Genomic DNA, 25,610 nt, shown 5'->3' with positions numbered 1-25,610 from the left:
GGTACGAAAGTGCAAGATCAGCACGGCGAACCGTTTCAGTCAAGTTGCCTGCTTTTCGGCGAATATCGGTCTATAGCCGCGCGTGCTTATAATGGCGGCCATGCCCGAGGGAGATGCTTATGCTGTTGCGTGGTTTGACCTGGCTGGTGCTGTTCCAGCTTTTGGGGACGGCGATCAATCACCTGTTTGTGCCGTTCTTGCCTGGGCCGATCATCGGCCTTTTGTTGCTGCTGTTCTTCCTCATGGCTCGCGGCGAGGTGGGCAAGCCGCTGAACGAGGCCGCCAGTAGCCTGTTGCGCTACTTGCCGCTGTTGCTGGTGCCGCCGGCAGTGGGGGTGATGGTGTATGCCAAGGACATTGCCGCCGACTTCTGGGCGATTGCCGGGGCCTTGCTGATTTCTTGTCTGATGACCCTGGTGTTCGTCGGTGTGCTGATGCAAAAGCTCATCCATCGCCAGGGCAAGCGTGAGGAGCAGCCATGATGCTCGACTGGCAAGGTGCACTCGATGCGGTCGTGCATCACCCGTTGTTCGGCATCGGCATCACCCTTGGGGCCTACCAGGTGGTGCTGGCAGCCTACGAGAAAACCCGCTGGATCTTCCTGCAACCTGTACTGGTATCGATGTTGCTGGTGATCGGTGTGCTGCTGTTGTGTGGCATCGATTACAGGGAATACCGCAAGAGCACCGAAATCATGAACATCCTGCTGGGGCCCGCCACCGTGGCCTTGGCTGTACCGCTCTATCTCAACCTGCGGCGTATCCGCCAGCTGTTCTGGCCGACATTTACTACGCTGGTAGTCGGAGGCCTGTTCGCCACGCTCTGTTGCCTGGTGCTGGGCTGGTGGTTCGGTGCCGAGCACATGATCCTGATGACCATGGCGCCAAAGTCGGTCACCTCGCCGATCGCCATGCTGGTCGCCGAGCAAATTGGCGGTGTGGCGGCCCTGGCAGCGGTGTTCGTGCTGATTACCGGGGTAATCGGGGCCATCTTCGGCCCGGCCCTGCTAAGCCGCTTTGGCGTGCACAGCCCCGAGGCGCGCGGCATGTCGCTGGGGGTGACTGCACACGCGGTGGGCACTTCGGTGGCCCTGCAGGAAAGTGACGAATGCGGCGCCTTTGCCGCGCTGGCGATGAGCCTGATGGGCGTGGCCACGGCGGTGTTCCTGCCGCTGGCAGTCAGCCTGGTGGCTTGAGGAGTTGTGATGACGCTACCGCTGTTTCCGCTCAATACCGTGTTGTTTCCCGGCTGCTTTCTCGATTTGCAGATTTTCGAGGCGCGCTACCTGGACATGATCGGGCGCTGCATGAAGCAGGGCGAAGGTTTTGGTGTGGTGTGCATCCTTGAAGGGGAGCAGGTCGGCAAGGCTCCGCCAGTGGTGGCCTCGATCGGCTGCGAGGCCGTCATTCGCGACTTCGTGCAGCAGGACAACGGCTTGCTGGGTATCCGTGTCGAGGGCGTGCGACGCTTCAATCTGGGAAGCACCGAAGTGCAGAAGGACCAGTTGCTGGTGGGGCAGGTGCAATGGCTGCCGGAGCAAGTGGACAGCCCGTTGCTCGAGGCCGATGACGACCTGATGGCGCTGTTGGTGGCGTTGGGCGAGCACCCCATGGTCGAGGCGCTGGACATGCCGCGCCCGGTGGATGGGCGCCAGGCGTTGGCCAATCAGCTGGCGTACCTGCTGCCGTTCATGGAAGAGGACAAGCTGGATCTGCTGGCAATCGATTCGCCGCAGCTACGGTTGGGGGAGATCCAAAAGCTGCTGGAGCGGATTCAGGGTGAGCTATTCGCCTGATGGTTCTGTTTTGCTTGTGCCTGCCCCTTCGCGGGTACTCCCCGAAGGGGCAGGCACTGGCGACCTCAATATTGGTACCTGAGCAAAGCCTGTGGCAGTGCATGCATGGCAAAGAACGCCAGCAAGGCCAGGCACGCCGGCAACACCAGCCACCACACCCGCAGCGGCAGGGCCGGTAGCGTCTGCTGGCGCTGTACCAGGGTCAGGCTAAGCGCGCACACGCAACATGCCAGCAAGGCCCCAGCCAGGATGTCGGTCGGCCAGTGCGCCCCCAGGTAAACCCGTGACAGGGCAATCGCCAGCGCCGGAATACAACCCAGCATCACCCAGGTCAGGCGCATCCGTGGCGGCTGTCCGCGCCCGGCCAGCACTGCCATCACCAGAAAGAACGCGAACGACGCCGAACTGTGCCCGCTGGGCATGCTGTAGCTGGTCAGCGGGTCGGTCAACACTTCCGGCCGGGCCCGGGCAAACAGCCATTTCAGGGTGCCGTTGGCGATCGCCGTGCCCATCAGTGCGCCGGCGGCGAAAAACGCATGCCGCCACTGACGGGCAAGCAGCAGCAGGCCGGTCAGCAGGCCGCCGAGGAACAGTTGGGTGCGGAAGTCGCCCAGCCGCGTCACCAGGACCACAATGCCGTCGATGGCCTGGCTGCGATGTTCCTGCACCAGTGTCATCACCCCTTGGTCGAACTCATGCAGGTAGGGCCAGCCGAGGAACACGCCGGCCAGGGCGATGAAACTGAGGGCGGCCACCAGCCGAGTACCGTGGCGCTGGTCACGCAGGCTACTGTTCAGGCTCAGGCCGATCAGCACCGCCAGGGTACCGGCGATGATCCCGGCATCCAGCCAGAAGCCTTCTGGCAGAGGCAGGCGCATGGCAGCACCGGTGGCCCAGCCGGGCAGTAAGTACGCGACCGACCAGCCGGCGCCCGCCACCAGGCTGACGGCGATGAAGCGCGGCAGTGGCATGTCGAACATGCCGGCGACCATGGGCAGCATGGGCCGCAGCGGACCGATGAAGCGGCCTACCAGCAGGCTGGCAATGCCGTAGCGCTGGAAGTAGCTTTCGGCGCTGCCGATCCATTCCGGGTGGTGACGCAGCAGGGGCAGGCGGCGGATGTTCTGGTGGAAGTACTTGCCCACCGTGTATGACAAGGCGTCGCCCAGCAGGCCACCTAGAAAGCCCAGCAGCAAGGTTTCGCCCAGGGTGAATGCGCCGCTGCCGGCCAGTACCGCGACGGCGAACAGCAGCACGGTGCCTGGCACGATGATGCCGGCGATGGCCAGGCATTCAATGCAGGCGATCAGGAAAATCGCCAGGCCAAGCCACTGGGGGTTGGCGCTTAGCCAGCCGGTCAGGCTGTCGAGCCATTGGCCCATGTTCAGCTTCCTTGTTCGAGAATGAAGAAGTCACGGCCTTCGACTTGGCCGCGACGTAACGGGTTCCGCGTGCAGAAGCGCGCGTACTCGGCGTCGACGAAGCGGTACGGGAGGTGCTCGTCGCGCCCGTGTGGGATGCCCAGGCGGGCGGCCTGGATTACCCGGGGCACGGCGTTGCCACAATCCTCGACGTACAGGCGTTCGGCGTCGAAACGCTGGGCGTCCCAGTGCGGTACTTTCAGGCCCAGGGCCCGGCACAGCAGGGTCTGGCCGGCGCACAGGCGCTCATCCGGGCGCAGCCTGCCGCTGGCGTCGGGGTTGTTCAGCTGCATCTGCGCCAGGCTGTTGGGCCCCGAGAGGGCGTCCTGCCAAGGATAGGCAGACTTGATCAGCACCGCGTTACCCGGCCCGTGCGCGCTGAAGTTCAGCGAGTCGCCGCCGCGGGCGTAGTACATGTAGATATGCCCGCCATCAAGGAACAGCGCCTTGCGCTTTTCGGTGTAGCCGAGCGAGGCGTGGCTGCCTTTGTCGGTGAGGTAGTAGGCCTCGGTCTCGATGATCCGCGCAGCCAGCCACAGGTCGCCGTGGCGATGGCGGATAACCTTGCCGAGCAGGCCCTTGGCCACGGTTTGGGCATCACGGTCGAAAAAGCTGTCGGGCAGGGCTGGCATGCGGGCGGTTCGTGGCTGGGGAGGCGGGATGATAGCAATGAATGGCTTAATCGAGGCTGAATCGATCGTGATGTTGGCAGTGTCGTTGTAAGGGGGCAGGCCTTATGAAAGCCCTGTGGGCGTGGGCGTGCCCGCGAAAAGGCCACAACGGGTGGTGAATTTTTCGATAACCCTGGTTACATCTTTCCCGTCCATTGCCCCAGCCATTTTCTACCATCCGCCACCCGCCGCTGGGCGTACACCTGCGCGGCAGTTATAATCAGCCGATTTCCCCTTCGCCAAGACACCGAACCCATGACTGAGTCCGTTCTTGACTATATGACCCGCCTGGGTCGCGCCGCCCGTGAGGCTTCCCGGGTGATCGGCCGTGCCAGCACCGCGCAGAAGAACCGCGCCCTGCAAGCCGCCGCCGATGCGCTGGACGCCGCCCGTGCCGAGCTCACTGCTGCCAATGAGCTGGACCTGGCCGCTGGCCGCGCCAATGGCCTGGAGCCAGCGCTGCTCGACCGCCTGGCGCTGACCCCGGCACGCATCGACGGCATGATCACCGGCCTGCGCCAGGTGGCCAGCCTGCCGGACCCGGTCGGTGCCATCCGCGACATGAGCTACCGCCCATCGGGTATTCAGGTCGGCAAAATGCGCACGCCGCTGGGGGTGATCGGGATCATCTACGAGTCGCGCCCGAACGTGACCATCGATGCCGCCAGCCTGTGCCTGAAGTCGGGTAACGCGACCATCCTGCGTGGCGGCTCCGAAGCCATCCATTCCAACCGCGCCATTGCCACCTGCATCCAGCGTGGTCTGGCCGAAGCCGGCCTGCCGGCAGCCGTGGTGCAGGTGGTCGAGACCACCGACCGCGAAGCCGTGGGCGCGCTGATCAGCATGCCGCAGTTCGTCGACGTCATTGTGCCGCGCGGTGGCCGTGGCCTGATCGAACGCATCAGCCGCGATGCCCGCGTGCCGGTGATCAAGCACCTGGACGGCATCTGCCACGTTTATGTCAGCCAGCATGCCGACCTGGACAAGGCCTGGAACGTGGCCTTCAACGCCAAGACCTACCGCTACGGCATTTGCGGCGCCATGGAAACCCTGCTGGTCGACCAGCGGGTGGCGGAGCGCTTCCTGCCGGAAATGGCCCGCCGCTTCCAGGAGAAGGGCGTGGAGCTGCGTGGCTGCGAGCGTACTCGCGCGCTGGTCGAGGCCAAATCGGCCACTGAAGACGACTGGCACACCGAGTACCTGGACGCGATCCTGTCGATCCGCGTCGTCGATGGCCTGGACCAGGCCATCGAGCACATCAACCACTATGGCTCGCACCACACCGACTCGATCATCAGCGAACACCAGGGTGAAGCCCGCCAGTTCATGGCTGAAGTCGATTCAGCGTCGGTCATGCTCAACACCCCGACCTGCTTTGCCGACGGCTTCGAGTACGGCCTGGGCGCGGAAATCGGTATTTCCACCGACAAGCTGCATGCCCGTGGCCCGGTCGGCCTGGAAGGCCTGACCTGCGAGAAGTACGTGGTAATCGGTGACGGCCAGCTGCGCGGCCAGGGGACCTGCTGAGTTGAGCAAGGCCCAGGCAGTCCGGCGCATCGGCATTCTAGGCGGCACCTTCGACCCCGTGCATATCGGCCACCTGCGCAGCGCGCTGGAAGTGGCCGAGCTCATGGGGCTGGACGAGTTGCGCCTGTTGCCCAATGCCCGGCCGCCACACCGCGACACGCCACAGGTGGCCGCGCAGGATCGCCTGGCCATGGTGCGTGAAGCGGTGCAGGGCGTCGCTTGCCTGAGCGTCGACGCCCGCGAGCTGGAGCGCGACAAGCCGTCGTACACCATCGATACGCTGGAATCGATCCGCGCCGAACTGGCCGGCAACGACCAGCTGTTCCTGGTGCTGGGCTGGGATGCCTTTTGTGGCCTGCCTGCCTGGCACCGCTGGGAAGAGTTGCTGCAACACTGTCACATCCTGGTGCTGCAACGCCCGGATGCCGACGTAGAACCCCCTGATGAGCTGCGCAACCTGCTGGCTGCGCGCTCGGAGAGCGATCCCACCGCCATGTCCGGCCCGGCGGGAAATATTTCGTTCGTCTGGCAGACGCCGCTTGCGGTGTCGGCTACACAGATCCGACAGCTGCTGGCCAGCGGCAAATCGGTGAGGTTCCTGGTGCCGGACGCCGTACTGGCCTATATCGAGGCGCACGAACTGTATCGTGCGCCCAACTGACGGTGCCTCTGGCGCCTCATCCAACGAGTTGAACGAGTTTTTTATGACCAAGCAAAAAATTTACGGCGAAGAACTGGTCGCAGTGACCAAGGCAGCGCTGGAAGACGTCAAGGCCCAGGACATCCAGGTCATCGACGTGCGCGAAAAGCACAGCCTGACCGACTACATGATCATTGCCACCGGTACCTCCAACCGCCAGATCAACGCGATGGCCGAAAAGGTCCGTGAAGCGGTCAAGGCCAAGGGCGCCCAGCCACTGGGTGAAGAAGGCAAAGGCGACAGCGACTGGGTGCTGCTGGACCTGAACGACGTCATCGTGCACATGATGACCGCCGCTGCCCGCCAGTTCTACGACCTGGAGCGTCTGTGGCAGGGTGCCGAGCAAAGCCGTGCCGCCGATGGCAAGCACCACAGCCCGGACCATGCTCACGAGTACTCCGACAAGCTCAAAGACCGCGAATAAGGAAAGCGCTGTGCGTCTGCGCCTGATTGCGGTCGGCTCGCGCATGCCCAAGTGGGTCGAGGAAGGCTGGCATGAATATGCCAAGCGCCTGCCCACCGAGCTGTCGCTGGAGCTGGTGGAAATCCCGCTGAATACCCGTGGCAAGAATGCCGACGTCGCCCGTCTGATCCGTCAGGAGGGCGAAGCCATGCTGAGCAAGGTGCAGCCTGGGGAACGCATTGTCACCCTCGAGGTCCATGGCAAGCCCTGGAGTACCGAGCAGTTGGCCACCGAGCTGGACCGCTGGCGCCTGGATGCGCGCACGGTGAATTTGATGGTGGGTGGCCCGGAAGGCCTGGCGCCCGAGGTTTGCGCGCGCGCCGAGCAACGTTGGTCGCTGTCGCCGCTGACTTTGCCGCACCCGTTGGTAAGGATACTCATCGGCGAGCAGATCTACCGCGCCTGGACCGTGCTGTCCGGGCACCCTTACCACAAATGAGCCTGTAAGCAGTCCGATGTCGCAGCCGATCCGTCTCAAGGACCACGAGAAAGACGCCCGCCTGGTGCGCAACCGCGTCGTGGTCGGCGCGGTGGCGATCATGCTGCTTATTTGCGTGCTGATTGCGCGGCTGTACTACCTGCAGATCATCCAGTACGACTACCACTCCACGCTGTCGGAAAACAATCGGGTGCACGTGCAGCCGATCCCGCCGACCCGCGGGCTGATCTTCGACCGCAATGGGGTGATCGTCGCCGATAACCGGCCCAGCTTCAGCCTGTCGATGACCCGCGAACGCGCGGGTAACTGGCAGGAAGTGCTGGATACCATCGTTGAAGTGCTGGAGCTGACCGACGACGACCGCGCCCTGTTCGAGAAGCGCATGCGCCAGGGCCGCCGGCCGTTCGAGCCGGTGCCGATCCTGTTCGAGCTCAACGAAGAGCAGATCGCCCGGGTGGCGGTAAACCAGTTCCGCCTGCCGGGCGTGGAAGTGGTGGCCCAGCTGGTGCGGCATTACCCGCAGGGTGCGCATTTCGCCCATTCGGTGGGTTATGTAGGGCGGATTAACGAGAAAGAGCTGAAAACGCTCGACCCGGTGAACTACAGCGGCACCCACCATATCGGCAAGACGGGCATCGAGCGCTTCTACGAAGATGCCCTGCACGGCCAGGTAGGTTACGAGGAAGTCGAGACCAACGCCCGTGGCCGTGTGCTGCGGGTGCTCAAGCGCACCGACCCGAAACCGGGCAAGGACATTGTGCTGAGCCTGGACATCAAGCTGCAGGAGGCTGCCGAGGCTGCCCTGGGTGGCCGACGCGGTGCGGTGGTGGCGCTCGACCCTCGGACCGGCGAGGTGCTGGCAATGGTCAGCCAGCCAAGCTTCGACCCCAACCTGTTCGTCACCGGCATCAGCTTCAAGGCCTATGCCGAACTGCGCGACTCGATAGACCGGCCGCTGTTCAACCGCGTGCTGCGCGGCCTGTACCCACCGGGTTCGACCATCAAGCCGGCGGTGGCCATTGCTGGCCTGGACAGTGGTGTGGTCAATGCGGGCAGCCGGGTGTTCGACCCGGGCTACTACCAGTTGCCCAACTACGATCACAAATACCGTAACTGGAACCGTTCCGGTGATGGCTGGGTCGACCTGGACACCGCCATCATGCGGTCCAACGACACCTACTTCTACGACCTTGCGCACAAGATGGGCATCGATCGGCTGTCCAGCTACATGAACAAGTTCGGCATCGGCCAGCGGGTTTCCCTCGACATGTTCGAGGAGTCCGCCGGGTTGATGCCTTCGCGCGAATGGAAGCGTGCTACCCGTCGCCAGGCCTGGTTCCCCGGCGAAACCCTGATTCTCGGCATCGGCCAGGGCTACATGCAGGCCACGCCGCTGCAACTGGCCCAGGCCACTGCATTGATCGCCAACAAAGGCGTGTGGAACCGCCCGCACCTGGCCAAGACCATCGAAGGCCAGGCACCGGTGGACGACAACCCGATGGAAGACATCGTGCTGCGTGACAAGTCCGACTGGGCCAAGGTCACCCATGGCATGGAGCAGGTGATGCACAACGCCCGTGGTACCGCGCGCAAGGCCGCCGCCGGTGCTCAGTACCGCATTGCCGGCAAGAGCGGTACCGCCCAGGTGGTGGCGATCAAGCAGGGCGAAAAGTACGACCGCAACAAGCTCCAGGAGCGCCACCGCGACCACGCGCTGTTCGTCGCTTTTGCCCCGGCCGAGGCCCCGAAAATCGTGGTGTCGGTGATGGTCGAGAACGGTGAGTCCGGCTCTGGTGTCGCCGCGCCGGTGGTACGCCAGATCATGGACGCCTGGCTGCTCGACGAAAATGGCCGGCTCAAGCCCGAGTTCGCGCCTGCCACCGTTACCCAGGAATCGCCTCTGTGATGAACAATTTCGATCGCATGCTCTCCAGCGAGGATGTGATGCGTCGGCGCGCCAGCTTTCTGCAGCGCATCCATGTCGACGGCCCCCTGCTGATCATTCTGCTGACCCTTGCGGCTGGCAGCCTGTTCGTCCTTTACTCGGCCAGTGGCAAGAACTGGGACCTGCTGCTCAAGCAGGCCACCTCGTTCGGCATCGGCCTGGTGTCGATGTTCGTCATCGCCCAGCTGGAGCCGCGCTTCATGGCCCGCTGGGTGCCGCTGGCCTACCTGGCCGGGGTGCTGTTGCTGGTAGTGGTGGACGTGATGGGCCACAACGCCATGGGCGCCACGCGCTGGATCAACATCCCCGGGGTGATTCGCTTCCAGCCCTCGGAATTCATGAAGATCATCATGCCGGCGACCATCGCCTGGTACCTGTCCAAACGCACCTTGCCGCCGCATTTGAAGCACGTGGCAATCAGCCTGGTGCTGATTGGCGTGCCGTTCATCCTGATCGTGCGTCAGCCCGACCTGGGCACAGCCTTGCTGATTCTCGCCTCCGGCGCCTTCGTGCTGTTCATGGGTGGCCTGCGCTGGCGCTGGATCCTCAGCGTGCTGGCCGCGACGGTGCCGGTGGCGGTGGCGATGTGGTTCTTCGTCATGCACGACTACCAGAAGCAGCGGGTGCTGACCTTCCTCGACCCGGAAAGCGACCCGTTGGGCACCGGTTGGAACATCATCCAGTCCAAGGCGGCGATCGGCTCGGGCGGCGTGTTCGGCAAGGGCTGGCTGCTCGGCACTCAGTCGCACCTGGACTTCCTGCCGGAAAGCCACACCGACTTCATCATCGCCGTGCTTGGTGAGGAATTCGGCCTGGTCGGTATCTGCCTGCTGTTGATCGTCTACCTGCTGCTGATCGGCCGTGGCCTGATGATCACCGCCCAGGCACAGACCCTGTTTGGCAAGCTGCTTGCGGGCAGCCTGACCATGACCTTTTTTGTATACGTGTTCGTCAATATTGGAATGGTCAGCGGCCTTCTGCCCGTGGTGGGCGTGCCGCTGCCTTTCATCAGTTATGGCGGAACATCGTTGGTGACGCTGCTTTCAGCGTTTGGCGTTCTGATGTCGATCCATACGCACCGCAAATGGATCGCGCAGGTTTGAATAAGGTGAACAATTTCATGCAAGCAGTGCGTAACTGGGCTGCCCGTTGTGCGCCGTGGATCGGTGCGGTGGGCCTGTTCGGCGCTGTACAGCTGGCCCATGCCGGTGATTACGAGGGCTCGCCGCAGGTAACCGAGTTCGTTGGCGAAATGAGCCGCGACTATGGTTTTGCCCCTGAGCAACTGATGGGCGTGTTCCGTGAGGTACAGCGCAAGCAGTCGATCCTCGACGCCATTTCGCGCCCGGCCGAACGGGTAAAACCGTGGAAGGACTACCGGCCGATGTTCCTCACCGATGCGCGCATTGCCCGCGGTGTAGATTTCTGGCGCCAGCATGAGGCGGTATTGGCGCGTGCCGAGCAGGAATACGGCGTACCGGCGCAGTACATTGTCGCGATCATCGGCGTGGAAACCTTCTTCGGCCGCAATACCGGCAACTACCGCGTGATCGACGCCCTGTCGACCTTGGGCTTCGACTACCCGCCACGGGCCGAATTCTTCCGCAAGGAGCTGCGCGAGTTCCTGCTGCTGGCGCGTGAGGAACAGCTCGACCCCTTGACGCTCAAGGGCTCGTACGCCGGCGCCATGGGCTTGCCGCAGTTCATGCCAAGCAGTTTTCGCAACTACGCGGTGGACTTCGACGGCGACGGTCATATCAATATCTGGAACAACCCGGACGATGCCATCGGCAGCGTGGCCAGCTACTTCAAGCGCCACGGCTGGGTGGCTGGTGAGGGTGTGGTCAGCCGTGCCTGGATCGAAGGTGAGCGCGCAGACGAAGGCCTGACTACCGGCATCGAGCCGGTGAAAACGGTAGGGGAGTTGCGCGGGCTTGGCTGGTCGGTTCATGATTCGCTGCGCGATGATCTGCCGGTTACCGCCTTCCGTCTCGAGGGCGACAACGGCCCCGAGTACTGGATGGGCCTGAAGAACTTCTATGCGATCACTCGCTACAACCGCAGCGTGATGTATGCCATGGCGGTGCATCAGCTCGCGGAACAGCTGGTTCAAGTACGGGGCGTCAAGTAATGCGTGCAATCATTTCTGGCAACGCTTTCAAGCTGTTCACCTGCCTCGCCGTCGGCGTGGCGCTGGCCAGTTGCTCTTCCAACCGCCCGGCCCAGCAAAGCAGTGGCAATGTCGTGCGCAGCCAGCCGGGCCTGGACATCAACCGGGCGCACAAGGACGGCGCACCGTGGTGGGACGTGGATGTGAACAAGATCCCCGATGCCACGCCGACCGTGCATACCGGCAACTACAAGGCCAACCCGTACACGGTGCTGGGCAAGACGTACTACCCGATGCAGGACTCGCGCAACTACCGCGCCGAGGGCACGGCGTCGTGGTATGGCACCAAGTTCCACGGGCAAAACACCGCTAACGGCGAGCTGTACGACCTGTATGGCATGAGCGCGGCGCACAAGACCCTGCCGCTGCCGGCCTATGTGCGGGTGACCAACCTGGCCAACGGCCGTAGCGTGATCCTGCGGGTGAACGACCGTGGCCCGTTCTATTCCGACCGCATCATCGACCTGTCCTATGCCGCGGCGAAAAAGCTCGGCTATGCGGAGATCGGCACCGCGCACGTGCGCGTCGAGGGTATCGACCCGCAGCAGTGGTGGGCCCAGCGTGGCCAGACGCCGCCGATGGTGCTGAAAGAGCCACAAGTGGCGCAGACCCAAGCGATCCCGGCCAGCACCGGGCGCGTCGAGCAATGGACCCCGCCGCCACAGCAGCATGCGGCGCCGGTGGTGCCGGTTCAGGTAGGTGGCAACAATGTACCCGGCGGCAACGGCGGCAGCTTCCTGCAGGTAGGCGCTTTCGCCAACCCGGACGCTGCCGAGTTGCTGCGCTCCAAGCTCAGCACCATGGTCAGCGCGCCGGTGTTCATCAGCTCGATCGTGCGAAACCAGCAGACCCTGCACCGCGTGCGCCTGGGGCCGATTGGCAGCCAAGGTGAGATCCAGCAAGCACAAGACAGCATCCGCCTGGCGAACTTGGGGCAGGCCAAGCTGGTCACAGCTGACTGACTGTGGGAGCGGGCTTGCCCGGTCCTGCAGGGCAACTCCAAACTGTCGGTTTTGTCATGAATTGCCGGGCGCGCCCATGTACAATGACGGCTTTTGCCCGCAGCGACATAAAGCCGCACGTTCGCGGGCCAGGCCACCGGCCATAAAACTAGACTGACTGGCGCTGGGCACATGATCTTGCCCAGGGAACATCTCAGACCATTAGCGATTTTCGAGAGACGGATGAACATCACCAACCTTGCCAAACGACTTTGCCTGCCTGTACTGCTGATGATCACGCCTGCCGCCTTCGCGGCAGAGCAGATGACGCCGGCGCCACCGCAACTGGCAGCCAAGTCCTACGTACTCATGGACGCGTCCAGCGGCAACGTGCTGGTCGAGAACAACGGTGACGAGCGCCTGCCGCCAGCCAGCCTGACCAAGCTGATGACCGCCTACATCGCCACCCTGGACATCCGCCGTGGCCAAATCGGTGAGAACGACCCGGTTACCGTCAGCGAAAACGCCTGGCGTACCGGCGGTTCGCGCATGTTCATCAAAGTTGGCAGCCAGGTGACTGTCAGCGACCTGCTGCACGGCATCATCATTCAGTCCGGTAACGACGCCTCGGTCGCCTTGTCCGAGCACATCGCCGGCAGCGAAGATGCGTTTGCCGACATGATGAACAAGACGGCTGCCGACCTGGGCATGACCAACAGCCACTTCATGAACCCGACTGGCCTGCCGAACCCGGAGCACTACTCGTCGGCGCACGACATGGCGACCCTGGCCCGCGCGATCATCACCGTCGACCCGGCTCACTACGCGATCTACTCGCAGAAAGAGTTCTTCTGGAACAACATCAAGCAGCCCAACCGCAACCTGCTGCTGTGGCGTGACAAGACCGTCGATGGCCTGAAAACCGGCCACACCGACGAGGCTGGCTACTGCATGGTGGCTTCGGCCGTTCGCGATGGCCAGCGCCTGATCGCCGTGGTGTTCGGCACCAACAGCGAGCAGTCGCGTGCTGCCGAGACCCAAAAGCTGCTGACCTATGGCTTCCGCTTCTTCGAAACCCAGACCTTCTACCAGAAGGGCACCGAGCTGACCCAGGCTCCGGTCTGGAAGGGCGCCACCGGCCAGATCAAGGCTGGCCTGGCTGACGACCTCACCATGACTATGCCTAAAGGCCAATTGAAGCGCCTGCAGGCTTCGATGACCATGAACCCGCAGCTCACCGCACCGATCGCCAAAGGTGACGTGATCGGCAAAGTGGAAGTCAAACTGGACGAGAAAGTGGTTCACAGCGCCGACCTGATCGCCCTCGATGGCGTCGAGGAAGGTGGTTTCTTCCGCCGTATGTGGGATAGCATCCGTCTATTCTTCTACGGGTTGTTCAACTGATACGTGACCTGCATGCCCCCGCGTATCTCGCGGGGGCGTTGTTGTTGCCACGGCTTACGAGGCCGTTTCCGCCATGAGCGAACCAGACGTCAAGTCGCATAAGATCGAATTCCCTTGCGACGATTACCCGATCAAGGTAATCGGCGATACCGTTGTCGGTTTCAAGGACACGGTCATCGAGATTCTCAGCAAGCACGCCAAAGTCGACCTTTCCACCCTGGCCGAACGCCAGAGCAAGGAAGGCAAGTACACCACCGTGCAATTGCACATCGTTGCCGAAAGCGAGAACCAGCTGCACGATATCAACAGCGCCCTGCGCGCTACCGGCATCGTGAAAATGGTGCTCTGATGTCCGCTTGCCTCGGTTTTCGCGAGCTTGGCCTGCAGCCCTATGAACCGGTGCTGGAGGCCATGCGCCGTTTTACCGAGCAGCGCAGCCCGGACAGTCAGGATGAAATCTGGCTGGTCGAGCACCCCGCGGTCTTCACCCAGGGCCAGGCTGGCAAGGCCGAGCACCTGCTGGTGCCGGGCGACATCCCGGTGGTGCAGACTGACCGCGGTGGCCAGGTGACCTATCATGGCCCCGGTCAGCAGGTGGCCTACCTGCTGCTGGACGTGCGCCGGCTGGGCTTTGGCGTGCGTGAGCTGGTCAGCCGTATCGAACAGGCCTTGATCGGCCTGCTCGCCAGTTACGACGTGCAGGCATCGGCCAAGCCCGATGCTCCGGGCGTCTATGTCGATGGAGCGAAAATCGCCTCCCTCGGCCTGCGAATCCGCAACGGCCGTTCGTTCCACGGCCTTGCCCTGAACGTGGACATGGACCTTGCGCCATTCCGCCGAATCAACCCCTGCGGCTATGCGGGGCTGGCCATGACCCAGCTGCGCGATCTGGCAGGCCCGATCGAACTCGACGAGGTCAGGACAAGGCTGCGCGGACAGCTGGTCAAGCACCTCGACTACGCTGAGCAGACGACCCTCACGGGCGGAATCGACTGAATATGACAACTGTGCAAGAAGCCGTGCCGAACCTGATACCTACCCAGGATGCCACCCCGCGCCCAGCGCCAAAGAAGGTGGAAGCTGGGGTCAAGCTGCGTGGCGCCGACAAGGTGGCGCGCATCCCGGTAAAAATCATCCCTACCGACGAGTTGCCGAAAAAGCCTGACTGGATCCGCGTGCGGATCCCGGTGTCGCCCGAGGTAGACCGCATCAAGCAACTGCTGCGCAAGCACAAGCTGCACAGCGTGTGCGAAGAGGCCTCCTGCCCGAACCTGGGCGAGTGCTTCTCCGGTGGTACCGCTACCTTCATGATCATGGGTGACATCTGCACCCGTCGTTGCCCGTTCTGCGACGTTGGCCACGGCCGGCCGAAACCGCTGGACCTGGACGAGCCGAAAAACCTGGCTGTCGCGATTGCCGACCTGCGCCTGAAGTATGTGGTGATCACCTCGGTGGACCGCGACGACCTGCGTGACGGCGGTGCCCAGCACTTTGCCGACTGCATCCGCGAAATCCGCGCATTGTCGCCGGGTGTGCAACTGGAAACCCTGGTGCCGGACTACCGTGGCCGCATGGACGTTGCGTTGGAGATTACCGCGCAAGAGCCGCCAGATGTGTTCAACCACAACCTCGAAACCGTACCGCGCCTGTACAAGGCCGCACGCCCAGGCTCGGACTACGACTGGTCGCTGGACCTGCTGCAGAAGTTCAAGCAGATGGTGCCGCACGTACCGACCAAGTCGGGCTTGATGCTCGGCCTGGGCGAGACCGACGAAGAAGTGATCGAGGTGATGCACCGCATGCGTGAGCATGAAATCGACATGCTCACCCTCGGCCAGTACCTGCAGCCATCGCGCAGCCACCTGCCGGTACAACGTTTCGTGCACCCGGACACCTTCGCCTGGTTCGCCGAAGAAGGTTACAAGATGGGCTTCAAGAACGTTGCCTCCGGCCCGCTGGTGCGCTCTTCGTACCACGCCGACCAACAGGCTCACGAAGCCAAGATCAAGCTCTGAGCCTAGCGCAGAGCGACCTATGCCGATGCACGCCGTAAGGCGGCATCGGCATTTTTGTTTGTGCCACACGCGCTGCAAGGAGCCGCGATGAATTGCGCCGAAACCTTTCAACCCAGCCTGCCAGCCGCACTGCCGGCCAACGCCTGCTTTGCCATTGTCGCCCCGGCGGGTGCGGCGCGTCTGGATACGCACAAGGTCAGCCAGTGGTTCGCTGACCGTGGCTACCGTTGTCGTATCTACCCGGGGGCCCTGCAAGCCCAGGGTTACCTGGCCGGGCCGGACCAACAGCGCCTGCAGGACCTGCACGATGCCTTTGCCGACCCGTCCATCGACGCCATCCTGTGCATGCGTGGTGGCTACGGCAGCATGCGCTTGCTCGACCAGCTCGACTTCGAGCTGGTTCGGCGCAACCCTAAGCCGTTGATCGGTTACAGCGACATCACTGCGTTGCACACGGCGATCTACCGGCATGCCGGGCTGGTTACCTTCCATGGGGGGATGCTCAATGCCGACCTGTTGGGGGCGAAGTTGCCACCGACCGAGTCGTCGTTGCTGGCGCAATTGGGCGGGCATGTGCGGGCAGGCGAGCAGATCGCGCACCCGGCGGACTATGCCTTGAGCAGTGTGTTGCCGGGAGCGGCCAGCGGGCCGCTGCTGGGCGGCAACCTGTCTATGTTGGGTGCGACCATGGGGACCCTTGCCGAACTGGATACCCAGGGGTGCATCCTGTTCATCGAGGACGTCAACGAGCCGTTGTACCGGGTGGACCGGTTGCTGACCCAGTTGCGTCTGGCAGGCAAGCTGGAGGGGGTGAAAGGTGTGCTGGTGGGGGACTTTGCCGGGATTACCACGGCGGCGTTGGCGCCGTTGCTGGAGGACACTTTCGCGCCGCTGGGTGTGCCGGTGCTGGCGGGGTGGCGCAGTGGGCATTGCGACCCGAATGTATGTTTGCCGCTGGGGGCTCGGGTCAGGCTGGACAGTGATCGGCAGAGCTTGGTGCTGGAGCAGGACTTGTACAAGGCTTGAGATTGCCGGGGCTGCGTTGCAGCCCATCGCGACACAAGGTCGCTCCCACCAGAGCGATGCGATCCTCCTGTGGGAGCGGCCCGGGCAATCTCACTGCTGGCGCAAGCTCTCGAGCAGCTTGTGGGTCGGGTATCCATCCGCCGGCCACCCCAGCCCCTGCTGGGCATTACGGATTGCCTTGCGGGTGTTGGCGCCGATAATGCCATCGGCATTGCCCGCATCATGCCCACGGCTGTTCAGCAGGTTCTGCAACTCCATGCGCTCGCTGCGGCTGAGCGGCAAGTCTTCCTTCGGCCAAGCGCCGGCAATGAAGCCCCAGCCGCTAAAGCGGTCACCCAACAGGCTCACTGCCAGCGCGTAGGACGACGAGTTGTTGTACTTGAGAATGGCGCGGAAGTTGTCCAGTACCAGGAACGCCGGGCCGCGCGCGCCAGCCGGCAGCAGCAGGGCGGCAGACAGCTGGTTGCTACCGGCCGGCAGCTGGGTGCCTGCTGGCAGTTTCACGCCCATCGCCAGCCATTCGCTCACCGGTTTGCGCAGCGCGCCATCGGCCTGCCAGAAGTCGAAACCAGCCGGCACCTGTACCTCGAAGCCCCACGGCTGACCACGCTTCCAGCCCGAGCTTTGCAGGTAATGCGCGGTCGAGGCCAGGGCGTCCGGTGTGCTGTTCCAGATGTCGCGGCGGCCATCACCGTCGAAGTCCACGGCATGGGTGTTGTAGGTGGTCGGGATGAACTGGGTCTGGCCCATGGCGCCGGCCCACGAACCGCGCATGGCCTCGGGCTGGATGTCGCCATGCTGAATGATCTGTAGCGCGGCGATGAGCTGGTCCTGGGCGAACTGCGGGCGGCGGCCCTCATAGGCCAGGGTGGCCAGCGAGCGGATCACCGACTTGTTGCCCTGGAACTGGCCAAAGTTGCTTTCCATGCCCCACACCGCGACCAGCACCTGGCGGTCGACGCCATAGCGTTGTTCGAGGCGGGTCAGCAGTTCGGCGTTCTGCTCCAGCAGCTTCTTGCCGTTGCGCACGCGCAGGGGCGATAGGGCGCCTTCGAGGTATTCCCATACCGGGCGGGTGAACTCCGGCTGGCTGCGGTCGGCCTTGATCACGTCCATATCGGGGGTGACGCCGAGGAAGGCTCGGTCGAAGGTGCTCGGCGAGATGCCGGCTTGCAGGGCTTGCTGGCGGAAGCCTGCCTGCCACTGGGCGAAGGTTTGCAGAGGCTGGATTTCAGTGCTGACGTCAGGCGTTATGCCGGGCACAGTCACCACTGGAGCGGGTTGGGCAGGGGCCAGCGGCAGTGCGTCGGCGGCGGTGGGTTTTTCCGCGCAGGCCACAAGCAGGATGAAGCTGGAGGCCGCGATCAGCTGGCGGGTTTCCCAACGGGGGAGAAGACGGAAGAGCATGCACAGATCCAGAATTGCAGGTCAGGTGACGACCATACCATGCCTGCGCTTGCGATGCTTTCATGCCGCCAAAAAGTAGGAAGCCTCCCAATCTCTCGATTGGAAGGCTTCGCGGCGGTAGCTGCCTTTGCCCTTGTCGGGTTGTTCCTGGCGACAGCGGAACAGGGGCTGGGCGATGATCGACTTGGCCTTGTTGGGGCCGTGTTTTTTCGGCTTTTTGCTCATGGCGGGGTTCCCCGGTTGGGTGGGTTTCGGGGCGCACTGTAGGGCGTGGTGCGGGGTGGGGCCAATTGATTGTGTTTATGGCCGCGAAAGGGCTGCAAAGCAGCCCCCATTACTCAGGGGGGAGGGTCAGGCGCTGCCCAGCCATCAACAGTGATAGCCGCGCCAGGCCCGTCCAGGGCGATCCCTCGGCCTGGCCCTTGATTTGCGCATCGATGCGCTGGGCGTCCTGCAGCAACTGCGCCCAGCGCTGCGCCGAGAGGCGCTGCAGGGCCTTGCTGACCAGCGGCCTGCGTTTGTCCCAGACAGGCGGGCGGGCCTGGCTGAAGGCTTTGTCCAGCGGCACGCCCTGGCTGAACTGTTGGGCCAACCCAGCCAGCTGACGCAGCTCGCGGGCCAGGGCCCAGAGGATGACTGGCGGCTCCACACCCTCACCGCGCAAGCCTTCGAGCATGCGCAGCGCATGTGCAGCTTCGCCGTTGAGAATGGCATCGACCAGGCCGAAGACATCGAAGCGGGCACTGTCGGCCACGGCGGCCTGCACGGTTTCCACGGTGATTTGGCTGCCTTCGGCCAGCAATTTGAGCTTTTCGATTTCCTGCGCGGCTGCCAGCAGGTTGCCTTCCACGCGGGCGGCAATCAGGTCGACGGCGTCACGCTGTGCTGATAAACCGGCCTGTTGCAGGCGCTGGTTGATCCACTGCGGCAACTGGTGCACATCCACCGGCCAGATCTGGATGAACTGGCAGTGGGCGCCTTCGATCAATGCCTTGCCCCACTTGGTCTTCTGCGCACTGCCGTCGAGCTTGGGCAGGCTGATCAGCAGCAGGGTGTCTTCGGCAGGGTTGGCGCAGTACTCCATCAGCGCGGCGGCGCCCTTGTCACCGGGCTTGCCCGAGGGCAGGCGCAGTTCCAGCAGGCGGCGTTGGGCGAACAGCGAGAGGCTGGCGCCAGCCTGGAGCAGCGTGCCCCAGTCGAAGTTGGCGTCGGCACTGAATACCTGGCGTTCGTCGAAACCTTGCTGCCGCGCGGCATTGCGGATGGCGTCGGCGGCTTCCTGGCACAGCAGCGGGTCGTCGCCGCTGACCACGTAGACCGGTGCCAGGGCGCCTTGCAGGTGCTTGTTGAGTTGGGCGGGGGCGAGCTTCATGGGGAACAGGCGGGGCACCCGAGGGCGCCCCGCACGGGCTTAGTTGCCCGGTACTTCCAGTGGCGATTGCTGAGGTGTTTCGGCTTGCTGGCGGCGGGCAGCCTCCAACGCGGCAGCTTCGGCTTTGGCGCGCTCGTCGGCTTTACGCTGCAGCTCGTCCAGCTGGGACGGGGTCAGCATTTGCAAACGCACGACCATGCCGTTGACCAGGTCGCGGCGCATTTCTTCACGGGCGCGGTTGGCTTCCTGCTCGGAACCGGTGATGTTCGAGCCGTCACGCACGTAGATCTTGCGCACTTCCAGCTTGTCGCTCATCAGCTCCAGGTTATTCAGGCCCTGGATGCTGTAGTTCAGCTCTGTGGTCAGCTCGTACTCGGCGGTACGGTTGCCACTGTTGTAAGTGGCCGAGCGCTCACGCTCCTGTTCGTTGGTCAGCACCAGGCGATACGGTGCACCTGCGTGCACGTTGACGCCGCTACGTTCCAGTACTTCACGCAGTTGAACCACGGTCGGGCCGTAGGCATTGCGTGCGCTGACGTCCATTTCCTTCACGCTCAGCTCGGTGGAGCCGGTGCCGCGCAGCTGGAAACCGCAGGCGCTCAGCATGACCGCCAGGCCGATTACCAGCAAATTGCGTTTGATCATGTTGTTGCTCCCTTGTGGGCCTGTTCCGCCCACCCGCAGCCAATGCGGGTGGGCGTTTTCATCAGTTGGCGACGATGTTGACCAGCTTGCCCGGTACCACGATGACCTTGCGGATGGTCAGACCATCAATGAAGCGCAGGACATTCTCGTTGCTGCGGGCAGCGGCCTCGACTTCTTCGCGGCTGGCAGCGGCAGGCATTTCGACCTGGCCGCGCAGTTTACCGTTGACCTGAACCACCAGGGTAATGGTGTCCTGCACCAGCGCTTGTTCGTCGACGCTCGGCCAGGCGGCATCGATCACCGACCCTGCGTGGCCCAGTTGCTGCCACAGCTCGTGGGAGATGTGCGGGGTGATCGGCGCCAGCAGCAAGGTGACGGCTTCCAGGCCTTCCTGCAGCAGGGCGCGGTCCTGTTCGGTGGCTTGCGGGGCCTTTTCCAGCACGTTCATCACGGTCATCACCTGGGCGATGGCGGTGTTGAACTTGTGGAACTGGCCCACGTCGGTGCTGGCCTGCTTGATGGCAGCGTGAATGGCGCGGCGGATGACCTTTTGCGCGTCGTCCAGGGTGGCAACATCCAGCTTGCCTGGCAGGCCCTGGCTGACGTGAGCCTGAGCCAGGCGCCAGACACGGCGCAGGAAGCGGCTGGCGCCTTCGACGCCGGAGTCGGACCATTCCAGGCTCATGTCGGGCGGCGAGGCGAACATCATGAACAGGCGGCAGGTGTCGGCGCCGTAGGCTTCGATCATGGACTGCGGGTCGACGCCGTTGTTCTTCGACTTCGACATCTTTTCGGTGCCACCGATTTCCACCGGCAGGCCGTCGGTCTTCAGGCGTGCGCCAATGATCTTGGCCTTGGCATCGCGCTCGATTTCGACATCGGCTGGGTTGAACCAGTCCTTGCCGCCGTTGCTGGCCACACGGTAGTAGGTCTCGGCGACCACCATGCCCTGGGTCAGCAGGTTCTTGAACGGCTCGTTCGAGGTCACCAGGCCTTCGTCACGCATCAGCTTGTGGAAGAAGCGCGCGTACAGCAGGTGCAGGATCGCGTGCTCGATGCCACCGATGTACTGATCCACCGGCAGCCAATGGTTGGCGGCTTTCGGGTCGACCAGGCCTTTGTCGTAGTTTGGCGAGGCGTAGCGGGCGAAGTACCAGGACGACTCGACGAAGGTGTCCATGGTGTCGGTTTCGCGCTTGGCCGCGGTGCCGCATTTCGGGCAGGTGCATTCGTAGAATTCAGGCATGCGCGCCAGTGGCGAGCCGGCGCCGTCCGGCACCACGTTCTCCGGCAGGATAACCGGCAGCTGGTCTTCCGGCACCGGTACGTCGCCGCAGGACGGGCAGTGGATGATCGGGATCGGGCAGCCCCAGTAGCGCTGACGGCTGATACCCCAGTCGCGCAGGCGGAACTGGGTACGCGATTTGCCCAGTTCCTTGCGGATCAGGGCTGCTTCGATGGCGTCGAAGGCGCCAGCGAAGTCCAGGCCGTCGAACTCGGCGGAATTGATCAGTTGGCCGTGCTCGCCATAGGCGGCCTGCCACTCGCTGCCGACTTCATCGCCAGCGCTGGTGCGCACCACGGCCTTGACCGGCAGGTTGTACTTGTGGGCGAACTCGAAGTCGCGCTCGTCGTGGGCTGGCACGGCCATGACCGCGCCATCGCCGTAGTGCATCAGCACGTAGTTGGCGACCCATACCGGCAGCTTCTCGCCAGTCAGCGGGTGCTCGACCAGCAGGGAAGTGGCCATGCCCTTCTTCTCCTGGGTGGCCATGTCGGCTTCGGCAACGCTGCCGCTCTTGCATTCGTCGATGAACGCCTGCAGCGCCGGGTTGCCCTGGGCGGCTTGGGTGGCCAACGGGTGCTCAGCGGCGACGGCGACGTAGGTGGCGCCCATCAGCGTGTCGGGACGGGTGGTGAAGACCTTCAGCGTACCTTCATGGCCAATGCTGGCCTGGTCGTACGGGAACTGGACTTCCATGCCGCGCGACTTGCCGATCCAGTTGCGCTGCATGGTCTTGACCTGTTCAGGCCAGCCCGGCAGCTCGTCGAGGCTTTCCAGCAGCTCGTCGGCGTAGTCGGTGATGCGGAAGTAGTACATCGGGATTTCGCGCTTTTCGATCAGCGCGCCCGAACGCCAGCCACGGCCGTCGATGACCTGTTCGTTGGCCAGTACGGTCTGGTCCGCCGGGTCCCAGTTCACGGTGCCGTTCTTGCGGTAGATGATGCCTTTCTCGAACAGGCGGGTGAACAGCCACTGCTCCCAACGGTAGTAGTCGGGTTTGCAGGTGGTGACTTCACGTGCCCAGTCGATGGCCAGGCCCAGGCTCTTGAGCTGGGTCTTCATGTAGTCGATGTTTTCGTACGTCCACTTGGCCGGGGCGACGTTGTTTTTCATCGCCGCGTTTTCCGCGGGCATGCCGAAAGCGTCCCAGCCCATCGGTTGCAGGACGTTCTTGCCCAGCATGCGCTGGTAGCGGGCAATCACGTCACCGATGGTGTAGTTGCGCACGTGGCCCATGTGTAGCTTGCCGCTCGGGTACGGGAACATCGATAGGCAATAGTAAGTGTCTTTGCCTGGCTGTTCGGTAACAGCGAACGATTGTTGCTCGTCCCAGAACTTCTGGGCGGCGGCTTCGATATCACGGGGCGTGTATTGTTCGTGCATGGCTACTTTTGGCTGAGAGAGAAGAGACCTTGTTCCAGGCAGCGGAACCTCGCTGCGTCCGGCACTCCGGTGTCGTTTAGAGTGAACGCCGTAGCATACAGCAGCGCTGTGCATCGTGGGAAACCTTCGTTGCGAATGCCCGCTGGTCGCGGCGTCCGGCTGCTTTTCATAGCGCCGCTAAGCTCAGGTGTGGGGGGAGATATTCTTTATCTTCAATGAGGTGAACGGATGGGAGAGACGCAGCTACCCGCTATGAAACCGGAGCTTTACGAACGCCTGATCGACCGGCTTGGCCTGGCACTGGAAGTGGCCAGGACCTCGGTACGATTGCGCGACGAGATGCCAGCCGAGCTGGAGTTGCGTGGCCTGAGCCACGCAGAGTTCGAAGTGATCAGGGCCTACCTGGAATCCCTCCCGGAGCGCCACAATGCCTCTGTTGGCAGTTACCCACAAGCGGAGCCGACATCGGCCAAGATCATTTGGCTCAAGGACAAGAAACGCCCCGCCAGTACGGCGAGATCCAGGACGCTGCCACATCGCTAGCCGTTCAGGACGCCAGGCGCAGGCCATCGCGCGCCGGTTCTTCAATATCACACAACTCAGATCGACGCCGGAGCGCACTTGTTGACCGGCGTCGATCCTTCTAGGCTGCACGCCTGCCAAGGAGGTGTGGCCGATGCCGATCCGATTTTTCATCAAACAATGGCTGATGCCGCCGGGCGTCTTGTTCCTGCTGCTGCTTGCGGCTTGGTGGCTGCGTACGCGGCGGCCACGGCTGGCGGTGCTGTGCTTTGCCGTGGGGTTGGGTGGCCTATGGTTGATGAGCCTGCCGCTGGTGGTGCAGGAAACGGCTCGGCAACTGGAAACCGAGCCGCCACTGGTGGTGGGCGACTGGGCAGGCCTGGCGAGCCGGGCCGATGCCATTGTGGTGCTGGGCGCGGGGCGCGAACGCGGTGACCCGGCTTGGGGCGGCAGTGACCAGCCCACCGCCACGGCACTTGAGCGCATGCGCTTTGCTGCGCGATTGGCCAAGGCCTCGGGCCTGCCAGTGTTGACCAGTGGCGGGCTGCATTACGGCACGCCGCCCAGTGAGGCTCGGCTGATGGCTGATCGCCTGCAGGAAGACTTCGCTGTCGCGGTGAAGTGGCGCGAAGAGGCCAGCCGCACGACCTGGGAAAATGCCCAGCTGACGGCCAAGGTGCTGCAGCCGTTGGGGATTCGCCGGGTGGTGCTGGTGACCCAGGCCTGGCACATGCAACGCTCGCGCTGGAGCTTTGAACAGGCGGGGTTCGAGGTGGTGTCGGCGCCGGTGGGGTTCCTGGGGCGCGATCATGCGCGGCCGTTTGCCGGTTTGCTGCCGGAGAGTCGGGCGATTTGGCAGAGCGGGCAGTTGCTCAATGAAGTGGTGGGGTTGGTGGGGTATCGGGTGTTCTACTGATTCACCGGCTCGCGCTCCCTCTGTGGGAGCGCGTATCGCCAATCAGACGGTTTTGGCTATGCGGCCTGCCAGCAACGCCCAACCCAGCAGCAGCGCACAGACAATCGCCAGCGGCCACGAACGCCATTGCAGGTAAGGCGTCAGTTGCTGCATCGGTACTACTTCGCCATACAGCACGGCTTGCTGGAACTGCGGAATCTGCGTGGTAATGCGGCCAAATGGGTCGATCAGCGCAGTCACGCCGTTGTTGGTAGCGCGGATCATCCAGCGGCCGGCTTCCAGTGCGCGCATCTGGGCCATCTGCAGGTGCTGCAAGGGGCCGATCGATTTGCCGAACCAGGTATCGTTGCTGATGGTCAGCAGCAGGTCGCTGCGCGCGGCCAGACCGGCGGCGAACTCGGGGTAGACCACCTCATAACAGATGTACGGCGCAATCTGGTAACCCTTGGCCTGCAGCAGCGGCTGGTCTTCCGGCCCGCGGGCAAAGTCCGACATGGGCAGGTTGAAGAACTCGATGGCGCCACGCAGCAGGTCTTGCAGCGGTACATATTCGCCAAACGGCACCAGCTTCTGCTTGAGGTAGGTGCCATCGCCTTCGCCGGTGACGGTGATGCCGTTGTAGTAGCGGCGCTGGTGATGCACTTCTTCACGCACCGGCACGCCGGTGATCAGTGCCGAATGCCGCTCGGCGGCGAAGCGCCCCATCACGTCGATGTAGCCTTGCGCCTGGTCCTTGAGTACCGGCACTGCAGTTTCCGGCCACACCAACAGGTCCACCGGCTTGGAGCTGAAGCTCAGGTCGCGGTACAGCGCCAGTTGCGCGTCGATGTGTGCCGGGTCCCATTTCAGGTCCTGCTCGACGTTGCCCTGGATTGCCGCCACTTTCAGCGGGTCGCCAGCCGGCTTGGTCCAGGCATGGCCCTTGAGCGCCAGGCCCAGCACCCAAGGGGCCAGTAGCAGTACAGTGGCCACCGCCAGGAACGAGGGGCGGGCGCGCAGGCGGTGCAGGTTGCACAGCAGGGCAGCGGTGAGGGCCAGGGTGAAGGATATGAGCCACACGCCGCCCAGTGGTGCCAGGCCGGCCAGTGGGCCGTCCAGCTGGCTGTAGCCGGCGTAGAGCCAAGGGAAGCCGGTCAGGAACCAGCCGCGGAAGGCCTCTTGCAGCAGCCACAGGGCGGCGAAGCACAGGGCGTCGGCCAGTGGCGCTTCGTTGCGCCGTAGCCAGCGCGCCCATAACCAGGTGGGCAGGGCAAAGAACCACGCCAGGGCGGCGAAAAACGCCAACAGCAGCAGAATGGCCAACAGCGGCGAGGCGCCGCCATAGGTGTTCATGCTGACGTAGATCCACCAGGTGCCAGCGCCATACAGGCCAAAACCGAACCACCAGCCACGCCACATGGCCTGGCGCGGGCTGAGCTCGCGTAAGCCGAGGTAGAGCATGGCGATGGACAGCACGGCCAGCGGCCAGATGTCGAACGGCGCCAAGGCCAGTAGGGTGGAAGCACCGGCCGCCAGGGCCAGCAGGTTACCGGGCCAGCCGGGGCGGGTGATCCAACGCATGTT

Annotated in this window: 26 protein-coding genes; 18 read left to right on the top strand and 8 right to left on the bottom strand. The window is 63.6% G+C overall.

Annotation, left to right across the window (positions count from 1 at the left end; all coding sequences use genetic code 11):
- The first annotated feature begins 119 nt into the window (after positions 1 to 119).
- The 3 genes from APH35_RS04500 to APH35_RS04490 are packed head-to-tail and all read left to right on the top strand — an operon-like array spanning position 120 to position 1,795.
- Complete coding sequence (locus APH35_RS04500; protein ID WP_012274385.1) at positions 120 to 482, top strand: CidA/LrgA family protein; 363 nt, start codon at positions 120 to 122, stop codon at positions 480 to 482.
- Positions 479 to 1,195 carry an LrgB family protein gene (locus tag APH35_RS04495; RefSeq protein WP_012274384.1) on the top strand — a complete coding sequence of 239 codons (717 nt, stop codon included), beginning with the start codon at positions 479 to 481 and terminating at the stop codon, positions 1,193 to 1,195. Before APH35_RS04500 ends, APH35_RS04495 begins: the two co-directional genes overlap by 4 nt.
- A 9-nt stretch (positions 1,196 to 1,204) precedes the next feature.
- Positions 1,205 to 1,795, top strand: coding sequence for an LON peptidase substrate-binding domain-containing protein (locus APH35_RS04490; protein ID WP_012274383.1), 591 nt, complete (start codon positions 1,205 to 1,207; stop codon positions 1,793 to 1,795).
- 65 nt (positions 1,796 to 1,860) lie between these two features.
- Here the strand turns inward: APH35_RS04490 and APH35_RS04485 are convergent, their stop codons facing one another.
- Positions 1,861 to 3,177 carry a bifunctional DedA family/phosphatase PAP2 family protein gene (locus tag APH35_RS04485; RefSeq protein ID WP_012274382.1) on the bottom strand — a complete coding sequence of 439 codons (1,317 nt, stop codon included), beginning with the start codon at positions 3,175 to 3,177 and terminating at the stop codon, positions 1,861 to 1,863.
- 2 nt (positions 3,178 to 3,179) lie between these two features.
- Complete coding sequence (locus APH35_RS04480) at positions 3,180 to 3,848, bottom strand: DNA-3-methyladenine glycosylase (RefSeq protein ID WP_060514265.1); 669 nt, start codon at positions 3,846 to 3,848, stop codon at positions 3,180 to 3,182.
- 294 nt (positions 3,849 to 4,142) lie between these two features.
- Between APH35_RS04480 and APH35_RS04475 the strand changes: the two genes are divergently transcribed.
- The 13 genes from APH35_RS04475 to APH35_RS04415 all read left to right on the top strand — a co-directional run bounded on the left by APH35_RS04475 (position 4,143) and on the right by APH35_RS04415 (position 16,517).
- Positions 4,143 to 5,414 carry a glutamate-5-semialdehyde dehydrogenase gene (locus APH35_RS04475; RefSeq protein WP_060514264.1) on the top strand — a complete coding sequence of 424 codons (1,272 nt, stop codon included), beginning with the start codon at positions 4,143 to 4,145 and terminating at the stop codon, positions 5,412 to 5,414.
- 1 nt (position 5,415) lies between these two features.
- On the top strand, positions 5,416 to 6,075 hold the full coding sequence (gene nadD, locus APH35_RS04470; RefSeq protein ID WP_012274379.1) for a nicotinate-nucleotide adenylyltransferase: 660 nt from the start codon (positions 5,416 to 5,418) through the stop codon (positions 6,073 to 6,075).
- A 43-nt stretch (positions 6,076 to 6,118) separates the two neighbouring features.
- Positions 6,119 to 6,538, top strand: coding sequence for a ribosome silencing factor (rsfS, locus tag APH35_RS04465; protein WP_009685825.1), 420 nt, complete (start codon positions 6,119 to 6,121; stop codon positions 6,536 to 6,538).
- Positions 6,539 to 6,548: 10 nt separating this feature from the next.
- The gene (gene rlmH, locus APH35_RS04460; RefSeq protein ID WP_012274378.1) at positions 6,549 to 7,016 is read left to right on the top strand and encodes a 23S rRNA (pseudouridine(1915)-N(3))-methyltransferase RlmH; all 468 of its coding nucleotides are present in this window, start codon (positions 6,549 to 6,551) and stop codon (positions 7,014 to 7,016) included.
- Positions 7,017 to 7,032: 16 nt separating this feature from the next.
- Entirely contained in the window at positions 7,033 to 8,922 is a 1,890-nt protein-coding gene (gene mrdA / locus APH35_RS04455) for a penicillin-binding protein 2 (protein WP_012274377.1), read from the top strand.
- Between the two features lie 38 nt (positions 8,923 to 8,960).
- Entirely contained in the window at positions 8,961 to 10,064 is a 1,104-nt protein-coding gene (gene rodA, locus APH35_RS04450; protein WP_049773313.1) for a rod shape-determining protein RodA, read from the top strand.
- A gap of 17 nt (positions 10,065 to 10,081) precedes the next feature.
- The gene (gene mltB / locus APH35_RS04445) at positions 10,082 to 11,092 is read left to right on the top strand and encodes a lytic murein transglycosylase B (protein ID WP_012274375.1); all 1,011 of its coding nucleotides are present in this window, start codon (positions 10,082 to 10,084) and stop codon (positions 11,090 to 11,092) included.
- A complete protein-coding gene (locus APH35_RS04440) occupies positions 11,092 to 12,093 on the top strand; it encodes a septal ring lytic transglycosylase RlpA family protein (protein WP_060514263.1) in 1,002 nt (333 codons plus the stop codon). Before mltB ends, APH35_RS04440 begins: the two co-directional genes overlap by 1 nt.
- 222 nt (positions 12,094 to 12,315) lie before the next feature.
- A complete protein-coding gene (locus APH35_RS04435; protein ID WP_012274373.1) occupies positions 12,316 to 13,476 on the top strand; it encodes a D-alanyl-D-alanine carboxypeptidase family protein in 1,161 nt (386 codons plus the stop codon).
- Positions 13,477 to 13,549: 73 nt separating this feature from the next.
- Positions 13,550 to 13,825 carry a DUF493 domain-containing protein gene (locus tag APH35_RS04430; protein ID WP_003249736.1) on the top strand — a complete coding sequence of 92 codons (276 nt, stop codon included), beginning with the start codon at positions 13,550 to 13,552 and terminating at the stop codon, positions 13,823 to 13,825.
- Positions 13,825 to 14,472: a lipoyl(octanoyl) transferase LipB gene (lipB, locus tag APH35_RS04425; protein ID WP_012274372.1), complete on the top strand. Its 648-nt coding sequence runs from the start codon at positions 13,825 to 13,827 to the stop codon at positions 14,470 to 14,472. The genes APH35_RS04430 and lipB overlap by 1 nt, the downstream gene beginning before the upstream one ends.
- Positions 14,473 to 14,474: 2 nt before the next feature.
- Positions 14,475 to 15,491 carry a lipoyl synthase gene (lipA, locus tag APH35_RS04420; RefSeq protein ID WP_012274371.1) on the top strand — a complete coding sequence of 339 codons (1,017 nt, stop codon included), beginning with the start codon at positions 14,475 to 14,477 and terminating at the stop codon, positions 15,489 to 15,491.
- Between the two features lie 87 nt (positions 15,492 to 15,578).
- On the top strand, positions 15,579 to 16,517 hold the full coding sequence (locus APH35_RS04415) for a S66 peptidase family protein (protein ID WP_012274370.1): 939 nt from the start codon (positions 15,579 to 15,581) through the stop codon (positions 16,515 to 16,517).
- A 90-nt stretch (positions 16,518 to 16,607) separates the two neighbouring features.
- On the opposite strand, the gene APH35_RS04410 is transcribed toward APH35_RS04415, so the two are convergent.
- The 5 genes from APH35_RS04410 to leuS form a co-directional block, all read right to left on the bottom strand.
- Positions 16,608 to 17,924, bottom strand: a complete 1,317-nt coding sequence (locus APH35_RS04410) for a lytic murein transglycosylase (RefSeq protein ID WP_060514262.1) — start codon at positions 17,922 to 17,924, stop codon at positions 16,608 to 16,610.
- A 60-nt stretch (positions 17,925 to 17,984) separates the two neighbouring features.
- Positions 17,985 to 18,149, bottom strand: coding sequence for an alternative ribosome rescue factor ArfA (gene arfA / locus APH35_RS04405; protein WP_012274368.1), 165 nt, complete (start codon positions 18,147 to 18,149; stop codon positions 17,985 to 17,987).
- Positions 18,150 to 18,258: 109 nt separating this feature from the next.
- On the bottom strand, positions 18,259 to 19,296 hold the full coding sequence (holA, locus tag APH35_RS04400; RefSeq protein ID WP_041166601.1) for a DNA polymerase III subunit delta: 1,038 nt from the start codon (positions 19,294 to 19,296) through the stop codon (positions 18,259 to 18,261).
- A 39-nt stretch (positions 19,297 to 19,335) separates the two neighbouring features.
- Positions 19,336 to 19,941 carry an LPS-assembly lipoprotein LptE gene (locus APH35_RS04395; RefSeq protein WP_012274366.1) on the bottom strand — a complete coding sequence of 202 codons (606 nt, stop codon included), beginning with the start codon at positions 19,939 to 19,941 and terminating at the stop codon, positions 19,336 to 19,338.
- A 61-nt stretch (positions 19,942 to 20,002) separates the two neighbouring features.
- Positions 20,003 to 22,609, bottom strand: coding sequence for a leucine--tRNA ligase (gene leuS, locus APH35_RS04390; RefSeq protein WP_060514261.1), 2,607 nt, complete (start codon positions 22,607 to 22,609; stop codon positions 20,003 to 20,005).
- A 228-nt stretch (positions 22,610 to 22,837) separates the two neighbouring features.
- Between leuS and APH35_RS04385 the strand changes: the two genes are divergently transcribed.
- Together APH35_RS04385 and APH35_RS04380 are read left to right on the top strand one after the other, a co-directional pair.
- Entirely contained in the window at positions 22,838 to 23,152 is a 315-nt protein-coding gene (locus tag APH35_RS04385) for a hypothetical protein (protein ID WP_012274364.1), read from the top strand.
- 133 nt (positions 23,153 to 23,285) lie between these two features.
- Positions 23,286 to 24,047, top strand: a complete 762-nt coding sequence (locus tag APH35_RS04380; protein WP_060514260.1) for a YdcF family protein — start codon at positions 23,286 to 23,288, stop codon at positions 24,045 to 24,047.
- Positions 24,048 to 24,089: 42 nt separating this feature from the next.
- Here the strand turns inward: APH35_RS04380 and lnt are convergent, their stop codons facing one another.
- Positions 24,090 to 25,607: an apolipoprotein N-acyltransferase gene (lnt, locus tag APH35_RS04375; RefSeq protein ID WP_060514259.1), complete on the bottom strand. Its 1,518-nt coding sequence runs from the start codon at positions 25,605 to 25,607 to the stop codon at positions 24,090 to 24,092.
- Positions 25,608 to 25,610 lie beyond the last annotated feature (3 nt).

This window comes from Pseudomonas sp. NBRC 111132 (assembly GCF_001320565.1).
Taxonomy (GTDB): domain Bacteria; phylum Pseudomonadota; class Gammaproteobacteria; order Pseudomonadales; family Pseudomonadaceae; genus Aquipseudomonas; species Aquipseudomonas putida_P.
This window is presented reverse-complemented; position numbering and strand designations above follow the sequence as displayed.

Coding starts and splice junctions, on each gene's coding strand:
- APH35_RS04480 (WP_060514265.1), bottom strand. CDS start 3,848: ATGCCAGCCCTGCCCGACAGCTTTTTCGACCGTGATGCCCAAACCGTG.
- APH35_RS04380 (WP_060514260.1), top strand. CDS start 23,286: ATGCCGATCCGATTTTTCATCAAACAATGGCTGATGCCGCCGGGCGTC.
- APH35_RS04495 (WP_012274384.1), top strand. CDS start 479: ATGATGCTCGACTGGCAAGGTGCACTCGATGCGGTCGTGCATCACCCG.
- lnt (WP_060514259.1), bottom strand. CDS start 25,607: ATGCGTTGGATCACCCGCCCCGGCTGGCCCGGTAACCTGCTGGCCCTG.
- APH35_RS04410 (WP_060514262.1), bottom strand. CDS start 17,924: ATGCTCTTCCGTCTTCTCCCCCGTTGGGAAACCCGCCAGCTGATCGCG.
- rodA (WP_049773313.1), top strand. CDS start 8,961: ATGCGTCGGCGCGCCAGCTTTCTGCAGCGCATCCATGTCGACGGCCCC.
- arfA (WP_012274368.1), bottom strand. CDS start 18,149: ATGAGCAAAAAGCCGAAAAAACACGGCCCCAACAAGGCCAAGTCGATC.
- APH35_RS04475 (WP_060514264.1), top strand. CDS start 4,143: ATGACTGAGTCCGTTCTTGACTATATGACCCGCCTGGGTCGCGCCGCC.
- APH35_RS04440 (WP_060514263.1), top strand. CDS start 11,092: ATGCGTGCAATCATTTCTGGCAACGCTTTCAAGCTGTTCACCTGCCTC.
- APH35_RS04485 (WP_012274382.1), bottom strand. CDS start 3,177: ATGGGCCAATGGCTCGACAGCCTGACCGGCTGGCTAAGCGCCAACCCC.
- APH35_RS04500 (WP_012274385.1), top strand. CDS start 120: ATGCTGTTGCGTGGTTTGACCTGGCTGGTGCTGTTCCAGCTTTTGGGG.
- mltB (WP_012274375.1), top strand. CDS start 10,082: ATGCAAGCAGTGCGTAACTGGGCTGCCCGTTGTGCGCCGTGGATCGGT.
- APH35_RS04430 (WP_003249736.1), top strand. CDS start 13,550: ATGAGCGAACCAGACGTCAAGTCGCATAAGATCGAATTCCCTTGCGAC.
- leuS (WP_060514261.1), bottom strand. CDS start 22,609: ATGCACGAACAATACACGCCCCGTGATATCGAAGCCGCCGCCCAGAAG.
- lipA (WP_012274371.1), top strand. CDS start 14,475: ATGACAACTGTGCAAGAAGCCGTGCCGAACCTGATACCTACCCAGGAT.
- APH35_RS04395 (WP_012274366.1), bottom strand. CDS start 19,941: ATGATCAAACGCAATTTGCTGGTAATCGGCCTGGCGGTCATGCTGAGC.
- mrdA (WP_012274377.1), top strand. CDS start 7,033: ATGTCGCAGCCGATCCGTCTCAAGGACCACGAGAAAGACGCCCGCCTG.
- rsfS (WP_009685825.1), top strand. CDS start 6,119: ATGACCAAGCAAAAAATTTACGGCGAAGAACTGGTCGCAGTGACCAAG.
- APH35_RS04490 (WP_012274383.1), top strand. CDS start 1,205: ATGACGCTACCGCTGTTTCCGCTCAATACCGTGTTGTTTCCCGGCTGC.
- APH35_RS04435 (WP_012274373.1), top strand. CDS start 12,316: ATGAACATCACCAACCTTGCCAAACGACTTTGCCTGCCTGTACTGCTG.
- holA (WP_041166601.1), bottom strand. CDS start 19,296: ATGAAGCTCGCCCCCGCCCAACTCAACAAGCACCTGCAAGGCGCCCTG.
- APH35_RS04415 (WP_012274370.1), top strand. CDS start 15,579: ATGAATTGCGCCGAAACCTTTCAACCCAGCCTGCCAGCCGCACTGCCG.
- lipB (WP_012274372.1), top strand. CDS start 13,825: ATGTCCGCTTGCCTCGGTTTTCGCGAGCTTGGCCTGCAGCCCTATGAA.
- APH35_RS04385 (WP_012274364.1), top strand. CDS start 22,838: ATGGGAGAGACGCAGCTACCCGCTATGAAACCGGAGCTTTACGAACGC.